Raw genomic sequence first — 18,148 nt, forward strand, 5'->3', positions numbered from 1 at the left:
CATGGCACAGTCCACGAACCCCCGTTCTAGTGCGCGCTGGCTTCCAAGGACCGGGCTCGGCTGGTTGTGCGTCGTGCTCGCGATGGCGGGCGCCGTTCTGCTGGGCCTGTACGCGGTTGCCGGTTTTTTCGACCGTGATCCTGTCCACCTGTTCGGCGCGGGGACCCGCGGCAAACCCGTAGCGGCAGTGTTCTTCTCCGGGGACATGGGACTGCGGTTCGGAATGGGCCCTTATATCTCCGACGGGCTCGTCAAGGCGGGCATTCCGGTTCTCGGCGTTTCTTCCTCCACTGCGTTCGCATCGCGCCGCACGCGGGCCGAGACCGACGCGATCGTCGCGAATGCGATCCGGCAGACCCTGCGGCAGACGGGAGCCAGCCGCATCGTCGTGCTTGGACAATCCTTTGGCGCCGATATCGTTCGCGTCGGCTTGGCCGATCTGCCGCAAGATCTGCGCGGCCGGGTCGCCGCTGCCGTGCTGGTGGTGCCGGGTGCGACCGCCTATTTTCGCGCCGATCCGTCAGGGCTGAGCTATCGCGGCACCCCCGATGCCGATGGTTCCGAAGCGTCGCGTCTCGACTGGCTGCCGCTCACCTGTATCCAGGGCGTGACCGAGACCGACACATTGTGCCCAGCGCTCACGATGACGAATGCCCGGCGGATTGCGCTGCCTGGCGGACATTTCCTGCGCAACGATCATCGTCTGCTCGTGCAGACAATCCTGCGCGAGCTGGGTCCTGTGCTGAAGTTTCAGGAGCGTTTCTGATGCGGCTCTTCCTTCCCTTGACGTTGGCGCTGTGCGTAGCGGCTGCAATGCCTGCTCAAGCCTCCGGGCCTGTGCGCCCGTCCACAGCGTCGGCTTCGCGCGATCCGATCTTCGGCACCTGGACCAACCCCGGGCGCACTATCGTCGTGAAGACCTTGCTTTGCGGCGCCGAGCTGTGCGGCGAGATCGTCGCCGCCGGTGCCGAAGCGCAGAACGACGCACGCGAGGCGGGGGTGGAGCGCCTCGTCGGCACCGAGTTGCTGCAAAATTATCGGAAGACCGGGAGCGGCCGATGGACGGGGACGGTCTTCGTTCCCGATATGGCCCGAAGTTTCTCGTCGCGCATCGTTCAGCGCTCACCCGATGTGCTCCGCATTTCCGGATGTATTTTCGGGGGCCTGATCTGCAAGTCGCAAGACTGGACGCGCATCTGAGTGCGATGGTCGCCCCGTTGCGCGTCTGCGATCTGGTGTGGGGGCGACGCCGTCAGCTGCTCGCCCTCGCCGTGCTCGTGATCGCCATTCTGGCATTCGAGGCGATCCGGGGAATTCTCGCCGAGGTTCGTTATCACGAGATCCGCGAGGTAATCGCCTCGATGGAGATCTGGCGGCTCGCTTTGGCCTGCTTCCTCACCGCGGGCAGCTATCTGGCGCTGACCTTCTATGACTGGGCCGCCTTGCGCGCCATCGGTCGCGACTTGCCCTGGCGGACCGCCGCCATCGCTTCGTTCACCAGCTATACGCTCAGCTACAATCTGGGCTTCGCGCTTTTGACCGGAGGAGCGGCGCGGCTTCGTGCCTATGGCGCGGCTGGCCTCGACTTCGCGGACGTCGCCCGGATCACAGTGATCACCTCCATGGCATTCTGGTCCGGCCTCGCCGCAGTGGCTTCGGTTGCCCTGCTGTTTGCGGGGACGAGTGTTCCCATCGCAAGCCTCCACATCGGGCCGGTGACGCAGCATCTGCTCGGGGCCAGCCTGCTGGTCGGGCTCATCTCGGCGCTGGTGCTGCGAGGTCGCGGCGTTGCCGAGCTTCGGATCGGCGGCAATGCCATCCCGCTTCCGCCGGTCCGCCTCCTGTCCGCTCAGATCGTCGTGTCCGTGATGGACCTGGCCTGTGCTTCCGCGGCGCTCTACATCTTGCTGCCCGGAGCACCGCCTGCGCTCTTCGGCACCTTCCTTCTCGCTTATGCCCTTGCGATCATCGCCGGGTTCATCTCGCATGTGCCCGGTGGGCTAGGGGTATTCGAAGCCACGATCCTCGCTCTGGTTCCGCTGGGTCACGCTGAGCTGTTCGCCGCGTTGCTGCTGTACCGCATAATCTATTATCTGCTGCCGCTCGGAATAGCCGGAGCCATTCTGGTCGCGCTCGAGGGGCACCGGCTTCGCAAGCGGATGCAGGTCGGGCTGGGTGTCGCAGCGCGTATCGGCCAGGTGCTCGCGCCGCCGCTCCTGTCGATGCTCGTGTTCGCAGGCGGGCTCGTCCTGCTCGTGTCCGGCGCGCTGCCGCCGCTTCATGGGCGCATAGCCGTGCTGCGGGACGTCGTGCCGCTCCCTTTCATCGAGGCCTCGCACTTCGCGGCGAGCCTCGCAGGCACTGCGTTGCTGCTCGTTGCACCGGCGATCCAGGCGCGGCTGAAGAGCGGCTTCCATGTTGCGCGTGCGCTCCTCCTGATCGGCGCGCTGTTCTCGTTGTTCAAGGGGATCGACTTCGAGGAGGCGGGCGTGCTGCTCGCGGTGGCGGGGCTCCTTCAATATAGCCGGCCGGCCTTTTATCGTCGCTCGGGCATCGGATCCGCGCCCGTGGAGAGCTGGTGGTGGGCGGCTGCGATGATCGCGCTTGCACTCAGCGCTTGGGCAGGCTTCTTCGCCTACAAGCACATTCCCTATTCGGGCGATCTCTGGTGGGACTTTGCCTGGCGTGGAGACGCGCCGCGTTTCCTGCGAGCGACACTGGGCGCGACCATGTTCGTCGCGGGCTGGGCCTTCTGGCGGATCCTGTCGGTCGCACCCGCGACGAGTGAGCCCTCGGAGCTTCCTGCGGAAGTGGCGGTGGCGGCGCTGGCGTCGACGCAGCGGACCGACTCCATGCTGGCGTTTACGGGAGACAAGAGCTTTCTGATTTCGGCGGCCGGCGATGCGTTCCTCATGTACCGCGTCCAGGGCCGGACCTGGATTACGATGGGCGATCCGGTGGGGTCTGCCGCTGCCTGGCCCGAGTTGATCTGGGAGTTCCGCCGTCGATGTGACGCCGCGCGCGGGCGATTATGCCTCTACGAGGTGAGCGCAGACATGCTTCCCCTCATCGTGGAGCTGGGGCTTCAGCCGATGAAGTATGGCGAGGAGGCCCTTGTAGATCTCACGCAGGGCTATGCGCTTCAGGGTAGCCAATACAAATCGCTGCGTCACTCCACCAACAAGGCGGCTGCAGCGGGGCTCGTGTTCGATGTCATTCGAGCCGAGGAGGTTCTGGCGCATGAAGGGCCGCTGCGTCGCGTCTCCGGCGCCTGGCTTGCGGGCAAGGCAGGACCGGAGAAGGGATTCAGCCTCGGCCGTTTCGACATGGGCTATCTGTCGCGTTTCGATTGCGCGATACTGCGCCTCGAGGACGAGATCGTCGCATTCGCCAATATCTGGGAAACACCAAATCGCGAGGAAATGTCGATCGATCTGATGCGGCATCTGCCGGGTACGCCTTACGGCGCGATGGATCTGTTGTTCGTGCGGCTGCTGCAATTGGCGGCGGCGCGCGGGTTTCATCGTTTCAATCTCGGCATGGCACCGCTTTCCGGCCTCCAGGGTGGCACGCTTGCGCCAATCTGGTCGCGATTGGGTGCCGCAGTATATGGGCATGGCGAACGGCTATATGGCTTCTCGGGCCTGCGCGCGTTCAAGAGCAAGTTCGCGCCCCGCTGGATTCCGCGCTATGTAGGAATATCTCCCGGCGTATCGGTGCCCGCTGCGATCGTGGACCTCGCGCATGTCGTTGGTGGCTAACCCGCCAGCGCTGAGCCGCTCTGAAGCCGCCACCATATCCGGGAGTTCCTGGCTAGCCTGAGCAACCGTTCGGCAGCTGTGCGCCCGAAGTCTGTCATTCAGCATCGCCGCGTCGCTGACCGGAAGCGGACGCACGTTCAGGTCCGTTGCGGCCCGCGCTGCCGTTCGGCGGCCGCACCGTTTGGCTGCGCGGCTCCGCGGGGTGGCAGCATTGCGTTCGGCGATCGCGTGCCGCGGGTGCCGATGATGATCGACGGGGCGCGGTTCGAAAGCAGGTCTGCCGATAGCGGAGGACAATGTGGTCGGCGATCTCGGGATCGTCGCGGCGCTCGGCTCGAAGCTGGCGTTCGATCTCAGCTATCGCGGAATCGTTTCGCAGCGCAATCAGGACCACATGGCGAGCGCCGCGCTTGGCTTGCGCTTTTGATCCTCGTGAGAGCGCATCGTCGCTGCGGAAAGGCCCGCCGGATCAGCGTCGCTTCAGCGCCGTAATCGGCCGCGATGCCACCGCCGCCACACGCGACAACACGCCGCTGATCTTCCACGGGAGCGAACCTTCGGCGAATTTACGGAAGGCCCTCGGGATCGGCTGTGGAAAGACGGTGTTGCTCCACGGAACGACGTAAAACTCGCGCTCGATCACATCACCTCCGGTTGAAGGGTCCACCTGCATCAAGGTCCCGTCATAACCGAAGAAATAGCGATAACCGCGGTTCGCACCGAGATCCTGCAAGGTGAGGGTCCGGAATTGCCCGTTGTTGAAGGCGCGATCGGCGAAAATGAGATTGCAGTGCGTGGCTGCGACCAGCTCATAGTCTTGCGACGTCGCGAATTCGTAGATCGACAGGGGAGAATTGCCGCGATTTTTGCCAGGCGCATTCTTGTAGCGAACGTCGATGGGAATTGTCGGATTAAACTCGATGATGACAACCTTGGCGCGATGCCGTTGCACCGATTCCCAGATCGCGAGATCGTCGGAATCGATGTCGATCGAAAGCAGGTCCAGCGGAGTCCCCGAGGGCAGGGAGCGATCGAGGATGTTGTCGAGTGTGTCTTCCCCCGAAGCGCGGACAAAGGCGCACACAAGAGCCATCTCTTCGCGGGTTATATTTCGCTTCAGGTCTTCGAAACGCTCCGCCAGCCCTTCAATGTAACAGCCGGACCAGCCGTTCTCATACATGGCATATGTATTTGACAGGTGCTGGCCGTCCCACGCGCCGAACTCGCAGAAATAGCCGTGTTTGATGCCCTTCCGCTCGAAAAGTTCTCGCAGAATGCCATCCTCGCCATATTGGGAATGCGCACGACGCACAAACAGGCCAAGGTCGACCGGCTCGTCGTTCGTTACAGGCTTGGATGACACCTTAGTCTCCTGAATGGGCAGGCGCCCCTAGCATCGGCTGGCGATTTGCCCAAGGTTATTTGATCAGATCCGGCCCTGATACCGGCCGGCAAGTCGTCCGACAGAAATGCCATCCGTCGACGTCGTTCCGACCTGCCGCCGTCGCACGATGCCGGGCATGGCGAAGCCGTCAGGAACAAGTTCTTTCATGCTGCGCGTTCTGACCGCGCCGCACTGCACTCGTCAAGCGCCGCTGGCCAGCGATGGTGCACATCACTCCGGGCAATGCGCGGACTATGTCGCCGTCAGCAACATGAGCACCGCGTCGATATCGGCCTCGCGATAGGGCTTCTCGATCAGCGGCAGTCTCTCGAAGCCTTCGGGCGCGGCACCGTACCCGCTGGCAAAGGCCACGGGAATACCGCGTCGAAGCAGTGCCGCGGCGATCGGCGTACTGCGCTCGCCCGCGAGATTGATGTCGAGGATCGCGGCGCCCAGTATCTCGTGTTCGGCCAGCGCGAGTCCCTCGGTCAGCCGGCCGGCGGGACCCACGGTCTCGCAGCCCAGCCCCTGCAATATGTCCTCCAGGAACATCGCCACGACCGGTTCGTCCTCCACCACGAGCACGCGCAATCCTCGATAGCCGCTCATTGGGCGCCCCCCTCCGGCAAGGGCGCATCGACCGTGCAGATCAGTCCCTCCCGGCGGAAGTCGATCTTGACCGTGCCGCCCAGTTCGGCCGCAAGGCCGCGTTCGATCATCCGCGTTCCAAAGCCGCGGCGCGCCGGGGTGACGACATCGGGGCCGTCGCGTTCCTGCCAGACGAGCGAAAGCCGCGGGCCGCTGCCGGCCTCGATCTTCGCCCAATGGATGCGCACGCGCCCTTCGGACTGCGACAGCGCGCCGTGCTTGACGGCATTGGTGGCGAGTTCGTGGATCGCGAGCGCGAGGCTGATCGCGGTCTTGGGGAGAATCGGGAGATCGGGTCCGTCGAGTTCGAACCGGCCGGCATCGCGGCCGTGCGGCGCGACGGCGTCGCCGATGATCTGCGCCATCGAAACCGGCCCCCAATGCTCGCGGGTGAGCAGGTTATGCGCCTCGGAAAGTGCGGCGAGCCGGCCTTCGAACGCCTTGCGCGCGATCGCGGGGTCGGTGGCATCCTTGAAGCTCTGCTGGGCGATCCCCTGGACGATCGCCAGCGTGTTCTTGACCCGGTGATTGAGCTCGTCGACCAGCAGCCGCAGATGCGTCTCGGCGCGCTTGGCCTCGGTCATGTCGCGCCCGATCGCGTGGAGCCCGGTCGGCTTGCCGTCGGCGTCGGTGGTCAGGCGCGAGTTGATTTCCCAGATCAGCGGCCGCCCGTCACGGGCACGCACGGTCACCGTCAGCCGGGTGGTGCCGCCCTCGCGCATCTTGCGCTCGAACGCCTCCATGCTGAGCGCGACCTGATCGGGGTCCATGAATTGGCCGATCGTCGCGCCGATTACTTCCTCCTCGGCATAGCCGAGCGACGCGAGCACCGCGGGGTTCACCGAAGTGATCACCTGGTGGAGCGTGGTGGTGATCAGGAAATCGTTCGCCTGCTCGAAGATGGTGCGGAACCGCACTTCGCTCTCGCGAAGCTCCTCCTCGGCGCGCTTGCGCGTAGTTATGTCCAGCGAAACGCCGACGAAGCGGCTGGGGCGGTGGTCGGCATAATCGATCCGGCTGCCATGGCTCTGCAACCAGCGCTCCTCGCCATTGTCGGCGCGGCACACCCGATATTCGATCGTATAGGACTGGCCCGTCGCGAAGCAGCGCTGCGCGGCGCTGCCCGCCATCTCGCGGTCTTCGGGATGGATGCGCTCGATCCAGTCGGCGAAGGTCCCCCGGCTGTCGGGTCGCCGCGGCATGCCGAACAGGTCGAAGCGGTTGGGCGACCATTCGCCGTCCATGGTCTCGAGATCGAGTTCCCAGGTGGCCATGCCGGCGCTTTCGGTGGCGAGGCGCAGGCTCTCCTCGTTCTTGCGCAATTGCGCCTCGGCCTCGCGGCGGCGGGTGACGTCGAGCGTTACCGCGAGCACCCCGAACGGCTCGCCGTCGGGGCGCCGGATCACCGAAACCGAATTGTTGACCCAGACCACGCCGCCGTCCTTGCGGATATAGCGCTTCTCGTGGGTGTAGGGCGTGCCCTCCGCCACGGCGCGATCGAACAGCGGCCGGTTATGAATACGGTCGTCGGGATGGGTGATGTCGAGCATCCGCATCCCCATCAGTTCGTCGCCGCTCCAGCCGGCGATCTGGCAGAAGCGGTCGTTGACCAGAGTGAAGCGCCCATCGAGATCGACTTGCGCAAACCCCGCGGTCGATTGCGCGATGAAGGCCGAAAGTTGCGCCTCGCTGTCGCGCAGCGAGCGCTCGGCCTCCTTGGCTTCGGTCACGTCGTGCGCAACACCAATGAAGCCGATATGCCGCCCATGCGTGTCGCGGCGCGGCGAAGAGGTCGAGCGCAGCCAGCGCCATTCGCCTCTGGCGTTGCGATAGCGGCCTTCGAGCTCGAAGGTCTCCATGCTGGCCTCGCCTGCGATCGATTGCGCCAGCACGCGCGCTGCGTCGTCGGGGTGGATGATCTTGCGCCAGTCGAATGCCAGCGCCTCCTCATAGGGCACGTCGAGAAACGCGACATAGGCGCGGTTGACGAAGCTCCGCGTGCGGTCGAGCCGCGTCACCCACACCACCACCGGCGCGCTGTCCGCGATCATGCGGAACTCGTCCTCGCCAACCGGCAGTGGTTCGTGCCCGGGCTCGGCCTCGCTCATCCTGTGGTACGCGCCCTTCACCTGCTGTCCTGTCTTCGTAGGGGTAACCTTCGGATAATCCAATCGAAACGCTCAGTTTCTCGGCATTGCGAGCACGGCCCGGGCGCGCTTCAGATGCGGCATGTCGAGCATCGCGCCGTCGAGCCCGATCGTGCCCGCGCCCGGGTTCGCCGCGAATGCCGCGACGATCCGCCCGGCGCGCTCGATCTCGGCTTCGGAGGGCGAGAAGGCGCGGTTGATCACCGGGACCTGATCAGGATGGATCGCCATCATCCCGCGGAAGCCGGCGCGGCGCGCTTTGGCGGCCACCTTGGCGAGGCCGTCGAGGTCGCGAAAGTCGCCATGGATCGTCTCGATCGGCGTAACACCGGCGGCAGCGGCGCCCGCCAGCGCCAGCGCGCGGAACAGCTGATAGGGAAAGTCGTATTCGCCATTCTCGTCGCGATTGTCGGTCGCCCCCAATGCCGTGGCACTGTCTTCCGCGCCCCAGGTGAGCGCGGCGAGGCGCGGGCAGCCGGCATAATCGCCGAGCCCGAACAAGGCAGGGGCGGTCTCGGTCGCGACGACGATCGTGCGGATGCCGCCGATCGTCAGGCCGGCGGCGGCCTCGAGCGCAGTGAGATAATGATGCAGCCTTTCGGCGTCGGCGCGGGTCGCCTTGGGGAGCATGATCCCGTCGGGCCGCCCCGGCACGATCGCGGCGAGATCGGCGAGGGCATGCGCGCTGTCGAGCGGGTTGACTCGCACCCATTGCGGCTGCGCCCGCTCCGCACTCCGCAAATGCCCGGCGACCAGCGCGCGCGCCGCCGCCTTGTTCGACGGGGCGACGGCGTCCTCGAGGTCGAGCAGCACCAGATCGGCGCCGCTCGCGCCGGCCTTGGCCAGCTTGCGCTCGGAATCGCCCGGCGCGAACAACAGCGAGCGTGCAATCAGCGGGTCGGCCATGGATCCTCCGGGTTGAGGTTGAAGACCTAGAGCGCGGTGGGGTCCGGGTAAACCGGGGGGAGCTCGAGCCGAAGCCGCAGAGGGGGATCCATCGGCTTCGGCTCGCTCCCGGACAGCGCCGCTCCAGGGGGAGGAGGCACGGCACGCATTACAGGCGAAGCCGCTGGGAGGCGGCGGCATCCGCGGCGTCTCTCTACGCAATCTGCCGCCGCGCGTCCGTTCGGGAAAAATCCGATACGGGCTTCTACCGCGCGCCGGGGGGACGGCACGCGGCGCCAAGGTGCGGATTTTACGCCGCGTTAACCTTGTTCGGTTACCGTGTTCGGACATATTTCGGGGGGAATAGGCTTGCTTCGCATTCTGATCGTGGACGACGAGCCGGCGATGCACGATTCCTATCGCCAGTGCTTCGCCGTGCCCGATGGCGGTGCCGAGGCGCTCGGCGCGATGGCGGCCGAATTGTTCGGCGCCGAAACCCCCGCCGAGCCCGCACTCCGCTTCGTCTGCGACCACCGGATGCAGGGCCTCGACGCCGTCGCCGCGGTCGAGGAATCGCTGCGCACCGGCGAACGCTATTCGGTCGCCTTCATCGACGTCCGCATGCCCCCCGGCATCGACGGCAAGGAAACCGCGAAGCGCATCCGCGCGCTCGATCCCGACATCAACCTCGTCATCGTCACCGGCTATTCGGACTTCTCGCCGATCGAAATCAGCCGCGCCGCCGGCCCCGCCGACAAGATCTTCTACATCGCCAAGCCCTTCCAGGCCGAGGAGGTCCTCCAGACCGCGACTGCGCTCGCGCACCGCTGGACCGTGGATCTCGACCTCAAAAAGGCGATTCTCCTGCTCGAGGAACAGAAGCTCGAGCTCGCCGCCAACGAATCGCGCGCGATCCACATGGCCAATCACGATTCGCTCACCGACGCGCCCAATCGCCTCGCCTTCCTCCACGCGCTCGGCCAGGCCGTCAAAGGCGACCAGTGCTTCGCGATGGCGATGCTGGATCTCGATCGATTCAAGCTGGTCAACGACACGCTCGGTCATCTCGCCGGCGACGAATTGCTCCGCATGGTATGCGAGATCCTCCAGACCAGCCTCCGCGACGGATTCGTCGCCCGGCTCGGCGGCGATGAATTCGCGATGCTGATCCATGTCGCGGGCGAGGACGATGCGGTGATGCGCTGCGAGCGCTTGCTCAAAGCCGTCAGCACCAGCTTCAAGGTGTTCGGCCATTCGGTCCAGGGCGGCGCCTCGATCGGGCTGATCGTGGTCGAGCCCGGCCGGATCGGCGATCCGGTGGACGTGATGCGCCGCGCCGATCTCGCGCTCAACGAAGCCAAGCGCCAGGGCCGCGGCTGCGTCCGCGTGTTCGACGAGAGCATGGACGAATCGATCCGCTTCCGCCGCCAGATCGAGGGCGGGCTGTCCGAAGCGATCGCCAAGAACGAACTCAAGCTGGTCTTCCAGCCGATCGTCGGCCGCGATCTCGACATCACCGGCTTCGAGGCGCTGATCCGCTGGTGCAGCCCCGAATATGGCATGGTCCCGCCGGCGATGTTCATCCCGATCGCCGAGGAATCAAACCTGATCCACGAACTCGGCGACTGGGTGATCGACGAAGCGATCGACGTGCTGAAAAGCTGGCCCGGCCAATATGTCTCGGTCAATTTCAGCCCGCGTCAGTTCCGCCGGCACAATTTCGTCGCGCATGTCGTCGAGCGCGTCGCCAGCGCCGGAGTCGAGCCCGGCCGCTTCCAGATCGAGATCACCGAGACCGCGATCTTCGACAATGTCGAGCGCGCCGCCGAGATCCTGTTCAAGCTGCGCCAGATGGGCTTCCGCATCGCGCTCGACGATTTCGGCACCGGCTATTCGTCGCTCTACAATATCCGCCGCTTCGCGCTCGATTGCCTCAAGATCGATCGCAGCTTCGTCGACGGCATGGGCCGCGAGCGCGAATCCGCCGCGATCGTCCATTCGGTGATCCATCTCGGCCGCGCGCTCGGCATGGAAGTCGTCGCCGAGGGCGTCGAGACCGCAGCCCAGCTGGAAGCATTGCGCATCGCCGGTTGCAGCCACATGCAGGGCTATCATCTCTCGCGTCCGGTCGATGCCGAGGACGCGCTGGTGCTCGCCGAAAAGGGCAGCCTCGCGCCCCAGCCCGAATTTGAGGTCGCAGGCACCGGGACTCACGGCTGATGGGCGGCATGGCGCGGTTGCGTTTGCCGCGCTCGCTCGGCGCCAAGCTCGTATTGATATTGACCGGGGTCGGGCTGCTCGGCGCGACGGCGCTGACTCTGCTGCTCGCCACCGTCATCACGCCGAACTTCAATCGGCTCGAACGCGATGCCGTTGCCGCGCATGTCGCGCGCACCCGGGCCGTGGTCGAGGATCTCGCCGCCAAGGTCGAGAATGCAGTGCGCGATTATGGCGACTGGAATGCGTCGTGGGACTATATGGCCAATCCCGGGCGGGCCTTCGAGGAAGAGAGCTTCTCGACTCTCGCGATGGCCAATCTCGACGTCAACGGTATGGCCTATGTCCGCCCCGATCGCTCGGTGGTGATCGCCCGCTGGATCGATGTTGCCCACGAAGTCGAATTGCCCGCGATGCGCGGTGCGCTCACCGCGGCGATCGGACGGCTCGATTTCGAAGCCGCACTGCACGGCCGCAGCTCGGCCGGATTCTACCTCAAGCTGGGTGACACGCTAGCCGCGATCGGCATCGCCCGGGTGCGCCGCAGCGACGGCAGCGGCAGTCCGCGCGGCTATGTGCTGATGGCGCGCACGGTCACGTCGCAACAACTCGGCACCTTGCTCCAGATCGAGGCGACCCTCGCCGCGCCCGCCGATGCGGTGACCATCGCGTCGAGCGCCGCGCGCACCCGCATCGCGGTGCCGATACCGGGGGCCGACGGACGCGCCGTCGCCACTGCCGCCTACGTTGTCCCGCGCGATCTCTCGACCCTCGGCAAGCGCATGCTGATGCTCGCGGTGCTCGGCTCGTCGCTGTTGCTGGTCGTGGTGCTGCTGGTGCTGCGCCGGATGATCGGCCGGCTGGTGCTCCGCCCGCTTCACCGCGTCGAACGCCACATGGGCGTGGTGCGCAATTCGGGCGATCTCGGCCTGCTCACCGAACGTGCCCGCGACGACGAGATCGGCAGTCTGGTCACCAGCTTCAATTCGATGCTGCGCCAGCTGAAGGATCTGCGCGAGCGGCTCGAGGTCCAGAGCTTCAGCCTCGGCCGCAGCGAAAGCGCTGTCGCGGTGATGCACAATGTCCGCAACGCGCTGAACCCGGTCACCATGGTGCTGAGCCAAAGCGCGGATCGGCCGGCCACGGTCGATCGGGCGACGATCGATCGGGCGCTCGCCGAGATCGCCGACCCGGCATTGCCCGCCGAACGCCGGCAGAAGCTCCTCGCCTTCCTCGCCGCGGCGTTCGAGGCGATCGAACGCGAGCGCGCGGATCGCCGCGAACAGTTCGGCGTCGGCCGCGCGGCGCTTCGCCAGGTGCTCGAGATCATCGGCGAGCAGCAGCAGGCGGCCAATGCGCGCCCTGCGCTGGCCATTTGCGACATCAGCGAAATCGTCGCCCAGAACGCCACGATCGCGCGTTATTCGGGCGAGAATTCGATCGCGTTCAGCTTCCCGTCGAAGTCGCATCCCGTGCGCGCCAACCGGGTGATCCTGAGCCAGGTGATCGGCAATCTCTTCGCCAACGCCGCCGAGGCGATCGCCGCCACGGGCAGGCACGGGGGCAGCATCGCCGTCTCGGTCCACCAAAAGGGCGAGCGCACCGAGATCGTCATCCGCGACGATGGCGAAGGCTTCGATCCCGCGCAGACGCCGACCTTGTTCCAGCGCGGCTTCTCGACTCGCGCGCACAAATCCGGCGGGCTCGGGCTGCATTGGTGCGCCAATTCGATGCTGGCGATGGAGGGCGCGCTCGAATTGCGCAGCGAGGGCAGAGGAATGGGCGCGCGGGCGGTGCTGACACTAAACGCCGCGATTACCGCCGAAGACCTCGCCGCCTGACCAACAGTGTTCCTGCGAAAGCAGGAACCCGGAGTCACAAAGGTAACCGCTCGATCATCCTGGGCTCCTGCTTGCGCAGGAGCACGGCACCGCTACCCGGCAGCCCGCTTCCCACCCACATCATCCCGCCGCCGCAGATACGGCGCCACCAGGTTCCGCGCGCGAAACCACTCCTGTCGCTCGGCGTCGAGCGACTCGAAATTGCCGATCACCCGCCGGCATTCGGGCGCCTTGCACTTGCACAGCATGTGCCAGTTGGATTCGCGCAGCGTCGTCGAATAGTCCCAGCTGATCTCCTCGCCCGCCGCGATCGCGCGGACCGCGACGAGGAATACCCCCTCATCGGTGAAGCGCAGCCCGGCATTGGGCGCGCAGCTGTGGTTGACCAGATCGTCGAGCTGGCCCGAAGGCCCCATATAATGATCGGGGGTCACCTGGACGAACCGGTCGCTGCGCCCTTGCATCAGGCTGGGCAGCTGGTGTGCGGGCAGCCGGCGCCCGGTGAATTCGAGCAATATGGCGCCCTCGGCGAAGGGCGCCGCGGCGAACACGGCCTTGCCGAGGTGGTTGTCGCCGACTCTGAAGAGATTGTTCGAAGCCCGGTAGCGCTCGAAGATACGCAGGCCGCCGCGGCGGACGCCGAACGCGCGCAGCGGGTTGATCGTCGTCAGCCCGATCAGGAACCAGACGCTGGCATGGCAGAGCAGTTCGACGAGGATATAACCGAGCTCGGCGAGGCCGAGTTCGGCCCCCCGTACCGCGATCAGCAAGGTCGCCAGATCGCCGAAGGTCCACAGCCCCCAGGCCGGCGATCGTTCGCGCGAACGATCGGCCCATGCGCTCGCCCAGGTCGGCCAGAAGCTCACCGGAACCGCCGCCACCACCAGCATGTGCGCCCAGAAGGCTTCGCGAAATACGAGCCACAGCACCAGCGCGGTCAGGCAGGTGGCGATGCAAAAGGTCTCGGTGGGTGAGGGCGGTGCCCAGGACGAGCGCCGCCAGATGCTGATCGTCACGGCGACGCAGGCTATCGCGGAAAGCGCGAACACCCAGCCTTGCGGTGCGCCGGGGTTCACCGCGGCATAGGTCAGCGCTTCGAGCGAGGTCGCCGCGGCCCAGATCAGCCACGAGGCGCGATTGGGCCGGACCGTCTGGTGCCGCAGCCCGAGCAGATACACGGCATAGCCTGCAAAGCTCAGCCCGATCGCCAGCACGAACCAGATGTCGAGCCCCAACAAACGCCCCTCCCGAAGGCGGCGTTTACCATGTCGGTTGACTCTCGTCCACGCGCGACTCGCGGTGAATCCGCGAGTCGCGCCTTTCCATGCGTCATCCCGGCGAAGGCCGGGATCTCGAGCGAAGGCACGACGGGCATGAGATCCCGGCTTCCGCCGGGATGACGTTCAGCGCCCGCACTCCCTCACCGCCGCCAGCACCGTCTCGGCCCATTCCTTCCGGCAGATCAGGAGATCGGGGATCTCCGTCGCACGCCCGTTATACACGATCGGCGATCCGTCGATCCGCGACGCGTGCAGCCCCGCAGCCAACGCCACGGCGACCGGCGCGCAATTGTCCCATTGGTGCTGGCCGCCGCTGTGCAGATAGATCTCGGCCGCGCCGCGCACCACTGCCATCGCCTTGGCCCCGGCCGATCCCATGCCCACCGACACTGCGCCGATCCGCCCGGCGACGTCGACGCACAAAGCGCTCGGTCGCGATCGGCTGACCAGTAGCCGCGGGGGCGTCTGCGGTTCGGCCAGCATCTGCGGTGCGTCGCTCGATAGAGTCACGCCCAGACGCGGCAGCGCCACCGCGCCGGCCTCGGCCCGCCCGTCGACCGCCAGCGCGACGTGCACTGCCCAATCATCGCGCCGTTCGGCGAATTCGCGCGTGCCGTCCAGCGGATCGACGATCCACACCCGGCTTCGCGCCAGTCGCGTCGGATCGTCGACCGATTCCTCCGACAGGATCGCATCCTCGGGCCGCGCCGCGCGCAGCCGTTCGAGGATCAGCACATTCGCCTCGCGGTCGCCGCGATCGCCGCCGGCGCATTCGTCCTGAATGCGCAGCAGCAGCGCCCCCGCCTCGGTTGCAATATCGCGGGCAAGTTCGGCGTCGGTCAAATCACCGGGCTCCACGTTCCCATGATCGTCTCGACGATCCGTTCGGCCGCGGCCTCGGGCGTCTCCTTCGTCGTGTCGATCCGGATTTCCGGCCGTTCGGGGGCTTCATAGGGGCTCGATATGCCGGTGAAGTTGGCGATCTCGCCGGCCCTGGCCTTGCGATACAGCCCCTTGGGGTCGCGCCGCTCGGCTTCGGCGATCGGCGTGTCGATGAATATCTCGAAGAAGTCGCCTGGTGGAAGCATTGCGCGCACCATCTCGCGCTCGGCGCGGAACGGCGAGATGAACGCAGTCAGCACGATCAGCCCGGCATCGGTCATCAATCTGGCGACTTCGCCGACGCGGCGGATATTCTCGACCCGGTCGGCATCGGTGAAGCTGAGGTCGCGGTTGAGCCCGTGGCGGACATTGTCGCCGTCGAGCAGGAAGCTGTGCTTGCCCATCGCGTGCAGCTTCTTCTCGACCAGATTGGCGATGGTCGACTTGCCCGAGCCCGAAAGCCCGGTGAACCACAACAGACGTGCCTGCTGGCCCTTTTGCGCCGCATGCGCCTCGCGAGTGATCTCGATCGCCTGCCAATGGACGTTCTGCGCGCGCCGCAGTGCATGGTGGAGCATCCCGGCGGCGACGGTGGCGTTGGTCGCCTTGTCGATCAGGATGAACCCGCCGAGATCGTGGCTGTCGGCATAGGGCGCGAACACGATTCCGCGGTCGGCGGCGATCTCGGCCACGCCGATGTCGTTGAGCTTGAGCGTCTTGGCTGGCGCATTGGCCAGCGTGTTCACATCGATCGTGTACTCCGGCTCGCGCACGGTGACGCTCACTGTCTGGGTGCCGAGCTTGAGCCAATAGGCGCGGCCGGGCAGCAATTCGGCCTGGTCCATCCAGACGATCGTCGCCTTGAACTGGTCCGCCACCTGTGGCGGGGCGTCGGCAGCGGCGATGACGTCGCCGCGCGAGCAATCGACTTCGTCGGCGAGCGTCAGCGTCACCGATTCTCCGGCGCCGGCTTCGTCGCGGTCGCCGTCCATCGCCACGATCCGCGCCACACTGGTGGTCCGTCCCGAGGGCAGGATTCTCACTGCGTCACCGGGTTTGACCACACCGCTGGCGATCAGTCCGGCAAAGCCGCGGAAGTCGAGGTTCGGCCGGTTCACCCATTGCACCGGAAGGCGGAACGGCCTGGTGCGGTCGGTGTCAACTTCGACGTCTACTTGTTCCAGATGTTCCAGCAGCGCCGGCCCGGCGTACCAAGGCGTATTCGCCGACGGCCCGGTGACGTTGTCGCCCTTGAATCCCGAGAGCGGGATCGGCGTAAAGTCCTGAATTCCAATCGATTTCGCGAACTCGCGATAGTCGTCGACGATCGCCTGATACGCGGCCTGATCGTACCCGATCAGATCCATCTTGTTCACCGCGACGACAATGTGCCTGATTCCAAGCAGATGCGCCAGATAAGAGTGCCGCCGTGTCTGGGTAAGCACGCCTTTTCGGGCATCTATCAAGATAATGGCAAGATCGGCGGTCGATGCGCCCGTGACCATGTTGCGGGTATATTGCTCATGACCCGGCGTGTCGGCGACGATGAACTTGCGCTTTTCGGTGGAAAAGAACCGATAGGCGACATCAATAGTGATGCCCTGCTCGCGCTCGGCTGCGAGTCCGTCGACGAGGAGCGCGAAGTCTATCTCCTGGCCCTGCGTCCCGACACGCTTGCTGTCGGCTTCGAGGCTCGCCAGCTGGTCCTCGAAGATCATCTTCGAATCGTAGAGCAAGCGTCCGATAAGCGTGGATTTTCCGTCGTCCACGCTGCCGCAGGTGATGAACCGCAGCAGCGACTTGTTCTGGTGCAGCGTGAGGTATGCGGAGATGTCGGACGCGATCAGCGCGTCGGGGCGATAGGAGTTCAAAAATACCCCTCCTGCTTCTTCTTCTCCATGCTTGCCGCCTGATCGTGATCGATCGCGCGGCCCTGGCGTTCGGAGGTGGTGGTGAGCAGCATTTCCTGGATGACGTCCTCGAGACTGGCGGCCTCGCTCTCGACGGCGCCCGTGAGCGGGTAGCAACCCAGCGTGCGGAAGCGCACCGACCGCTCGACCGGCGTCTCGCCAGCCTCCAGTCGAAAGCGTTCGTCGTCGACCATCAGGATCAGCCCGTCGCGCTCCACCGTCGGGCGCGGCGCGGCGAAATAGAGCGGCACGATCTCGATCCCCTCGGCGCGGATATATTGCCAGATGTCGAGCTCGGTCCAGTTTGAGATCGGGAACACCCGCATGCTCTCGCCCTTGGCCTTGCGGGCATTGTAGAGGTGCCAGAGCTCGGGGCGCTGGCTCTTCGGGTCCCAGCGATGACTGGCGGTGCGGAACGAGAAGACACGCTCCTTGGCGCGGCTCTTCTCCTCGTCGCGTCGCGCGCCGCCGAACGCCGCGTCGAAGCCATGAAGATCAAGCGCCTGCTTCAACCCTTCGGTCTTCCAAAGATCGGTGTGCAGGCTGCCATGATCGAACGGATTGACCCCCTGCGCCAGCGCGTCGGGATTGCGGTGGACGATCAGTTCCATCCCCGCGGCCCGCGCGGCCCGGTCGCGCAACTCGTACATCGCCTTGAACTTCCACGTCGTGTCGACATGGAGCAGCGGGAAGGGTGGTGGCGCGGGGTAAAAGGCTTTCTTGGCGAGGTGGAGCATCACCGCGCTGTCCTTGCCGATTGAATAGAGCATCACTGGCCGTTCGGCCTCGGCGACCACTTCGCGCAGGATGTGGATGCTCTCGGCCTCGAGGCGCTGAAGATGGGTGAGGGGGGAGGAAGGCAATTCGGATCCCATTGGCACGCTGTGCACGGCTAAAGCTTCGTGAACCTTCTACCGCTATTCGACAATCTGGATGTAGGGGGCAGGGGGCCTTGCTTGCGAGGCGTTCCTAATTCGGAGCGGAGAAGAAAAATTGTCAGCCCATTTTCGCCGTTGCGGTGATTGCTAGGCGTTTCTCGCGGTGCCCTGCGGCGCGGTCCCCGACGACAATACCCACGGCGACGCGATGTGCGCGAAGGGACATATGGCCGCACCGGCTTCTACGGTCGCCGACGAACTGCTATCGGCGACAGCGTGAGACCTTCGACCCCGCCTCGCGCAAACGATCGACTG

The 18,148-nt window shown here is 65.6% G+C and carries 14 protein-coding genes; 6 read left to right on the forward strand and 8 right to left on the reverse strand.

All coding sequences use genetic code 11. The annotated features are described in order from the left end of the window. The first annotated feature begins 82 nt into the window (after positions 1 to 82). The 4 genes from CVN68_RS21720 to CVN68_RS24235 all read left to right on the forward strand — a co-directional run bounded on the left by CVN68_RS21720 (position 83) and on the right by CVN68_RS24235 (position 4,188). Entirely contained in the window at positions 83 to 766 is a 684-nt protein-coding gene (locus CVN68_RS21720) for a virulence factor (RefSeq protein ID WP_233503741.1), read from the forward strand. A 71-nt stretch (positions 767 to 837) separates the two neighbouring features. Further along, a complete protein-coding gene (locus CVN68_RS21725; RefSeq protein WP_233503481.1) occupies positions 838 to 1,200 on the forward strand; it encodes a DUF2147 domain-containing protein in 363 nt (120 codons plus the stop codon). A gap of 5 nt (positions 1,201 to 1,205) precedes the next feature. Next, positions 1,206 to 3,761 carry a bifunctional lysylphosphatidylglycerol flippase/synthetase MprF gene (gene mprF, locus CVN68_RS21730; RefSeq protein WP_100284044.1) on the forward strand — a complete coding sequence of 852 codons (2,556 nt, stop codon included), beginning with the start codon at positions 1,206 to 1,208 and terminating at the stop codon, positions 3,759 to 3,761. A 298-nt stretch (positions 3,762 to 4,059) separates the two neighbouring features. Further along, the gene (locus tag CVN68_RS24235) at positions 4,060 to 4,188 is read left to right on the forward strand and encodes a hypothetical protein (protein ID WP_267893723.1); all 129 of its coding nucleotides are present in this window, start codon (positions 4,060 to 4,062) and stop codon (positions 4,186 to 4,188) included. Between the two features lie 42 nt (positions 4,189 to 4,230). Here CVN68_RS24235 and CVN68_RS21735 read toward each other — a convergent pair whose 3' ends face one another. The 4 genes from CVN68_RS21735 to CVN68_RS21750 all read right to left on the reverse strand — a co-directional run bounded on the left by CVN68_RS21735 (position 4,231) and on the right by CVN68_RS21750 (position 8,846). After that, positions 4,231 to 5,124 carry a hypothetical protein gene (locus CVN68_RS21735; protein WP_100284045.1) on the reverse strand — a complete coding sequence of 298 codons (894 nt, stop codon included), beginning with the start codon at positions 5,122 to 5,124 and terminating at the stop codon, positions 4,231 to 4,233. A 273-nt stretch (positions 5,125 to 5,397) separates the two neighbouring features. Then, positions 5,398 to 5,754 carry a response regulator gene (locus CVN68_RS21740; protein WP_100284046.1) on the reverse strand — a complete coding sequence of 119 codons (357 nt, stop codon included), beginning with the start codon at positions 5,752 to 5,754 and terminating at the stop codon, positions 5,398 to 5,400. Continuing rightward, positions 5,751 to 7,901 carry a PAS domain-containing sensor histidine kinase gene (locus tag CVN68_RS21745; RefSeq protein WP_100284047.1) on the reverse strand — a complete coding sequence of 717 codons (2,151 nt, stop codon included), beginning with the start codon at positions 7,899 to 7,901 and terminating at the stop codon, positions 5,751 to 5,753. The genes CVN68_RS21740 and CVN68_RS21745 overlap by 4 nt, the downstream gene beginning before the upstream one ends. Before the next feature lie 72 nt (positions 7,902 to 7,973). Beyond that, complete coding sequence (locus CVN68_RS21750; protein WP_100284048.1) at positions 7,974 to 8,846, reverse strand: HpcH/HpaI aldolase/citrate lyase family protein; 873 nt, start codon at positions 8,844 to 8,846, stop codon at positions 7,974 to 7,976. 384 nt (positions 8,847 to 9,230) lie between these two features. Here CVN68_RS21750 and CVN68_RS21755 point away from each other — a divergent pair, with 384 nt between their 5' ends. Then, positions 9,231 to 11,045, forward strand: coding sequence for a two-component system response regulator (locus CVN68_RS21755; protein ID WP_100284596.1), 1,815 nt, complete (start codon positions 9,231 to 9,233; stop codon positions 11,043 to 11,045). An 8-nt stretch (positions 11,046 to 11,053) separates the two neighbouring features. Then, a complete protein-coding gene (locus tag CVN68_RS21760) occupies positions 11,054 to 12,883 on the forward strand; it encodes a sensor histidine kinase (RefSeq protein ID WP_233503482.1) in 1,830 nt (609 codons plus the stop codon). A gap of 92 nt (positions 12,884 to 12,975) precedes the next feature. Here CVN68_RS21760 and CVN68_RS21765 read toward each other — a convergent pair whose 3' ends face one another. From CVN68_RS21765 to cysD, 4 genes are all read right to left on the reverse strand, one after another. Further along, complete coding sequence (locus tag CVN68_RS21765) at positions 12,976 to 14,118, reverse strand: SET domain-containing protein (protein WP_100284050.1); 1,143 nt, start codon at positions 14,116 to 14,118, stop codon at positions 12,976 to 12,978. 168 nt (positions 14,119 to 14,286) lie between these two features. Next, a complete protein-coding gene (locus CVN68_RS21770) occupies positions 14,287 to 15,006 on the reverse strand; it encodes a 3'(2'),5'-bisphosphate nucleotidase CysQ (protein WP_100284597.1) in 720 nt (239 codons plus the stop codon). Continuing rightward, the gene (cysN, locus tag CVN68_RS21775) at positions 15,003 to 16,916 is read right to left on the reverse strand and encodes a sulfate adenylyltransferase subunit CysN (protein WP_100284051.1); all 1,914 of its coding nucleotides are present in this window, start codon (positions 16,914 to 16,916) and stop codon (positions 15,003 to 15,005) included. Before cysN ends, CVN68_RS21770 begins: the two co-directional genes overlap by 4 nt. Further along, positions 16,913 to 17,830 carry a sulfate adenylyltransferase subunit CysD gene (gene cysD / locus CVN68_RS21780; protein WP_100284052.1) on the reverse strand — a complete coding sequence of 306 codons (918 nt, stop codon included), beginning with the start codon at positions 17,828 to 17,830 and terminating at the stop codon, positions 16,913 to 16,915. Before cysD ends, cysN begins: the two co-directional genes overlap by 4 nt. Positions 17,831 to 18,148: the final 318 nt, after the last annotated feature.

Origin of the sequence: Sphingomonas psychrotolerans (genome assembly GCF_002796605.1) — a bacterium.
Lineage (GTDB): Bacteria > Pseudomonadota > Alphaproteobacteria > Sphingomonadales > Sphingomonadaceae > Sphingomonas > Sphingomonas psychrotolerans.

What these genes read in the sequence shown, in the direction of transcription:
- CVN68_RS21720 (WP_233503741.1), top strand. Translation starts at nt 83, where the DNA reads ATGGCGGGCGCCGTTCTGCTGGGCCTGTACGCGGTTGCCGGTTTTTTC.
- mprF (WP_100284044.1), top strand. Translation starts at nt 1,206, where the DNA reads ATGGTCGCCCCGTTGCGCGTCTGCGATCTGGTGTGGGGGCGACGCCGT.
- CVN68_RS21740 (WP_100284046.1), bottom strand. Translation starts at nt 5,754, where the DNA reads ATGAGCGGCTATCGAGGATTGCGCGTGCTCGTGGTGGAGGACGAACCG.
- CVN68_RS21745 (WP_100284047.1), bottom strand. Translation starts at nt 7,901, where the DNA reads ATGAGCGAGGCCGAGCCCGGGCACGAACCACTGCCGGTTGGCGAGGAC.
- CVN68_RS21750 (WP_100284048.1), bottom strand. Translation starts at nt 8,846, where the DNA reads ATGGCCGACCCGCTGATTGCACGCTCGCTGTTGTTCGCGCCGGGCGAT.
- CVN68_RS21755 (WP_100284596.1), top strand. Translation starts at nt 9,231, where the DNA reads ATGCACGATTCCTATCGCCAGTGCTTCGCCGTGCCCGATGGCGGTGCC.
- CVN68_RS21760 (WP_233503482.1), top strand. Translation starts at nt 11,054, where the DNA reads ATGGCGCGGTTGCGTTTGCCGCGCTCGCTCGGCGCCAAGCTCGTATTG.
- cysD (WP_100284052.1), bottom strand. Translation starts at nt 17,830, where the DNA reads ATGGGATCCGAATTGCCTTCCTCCCCCCTCACCCATCTTCAGCGCCTC.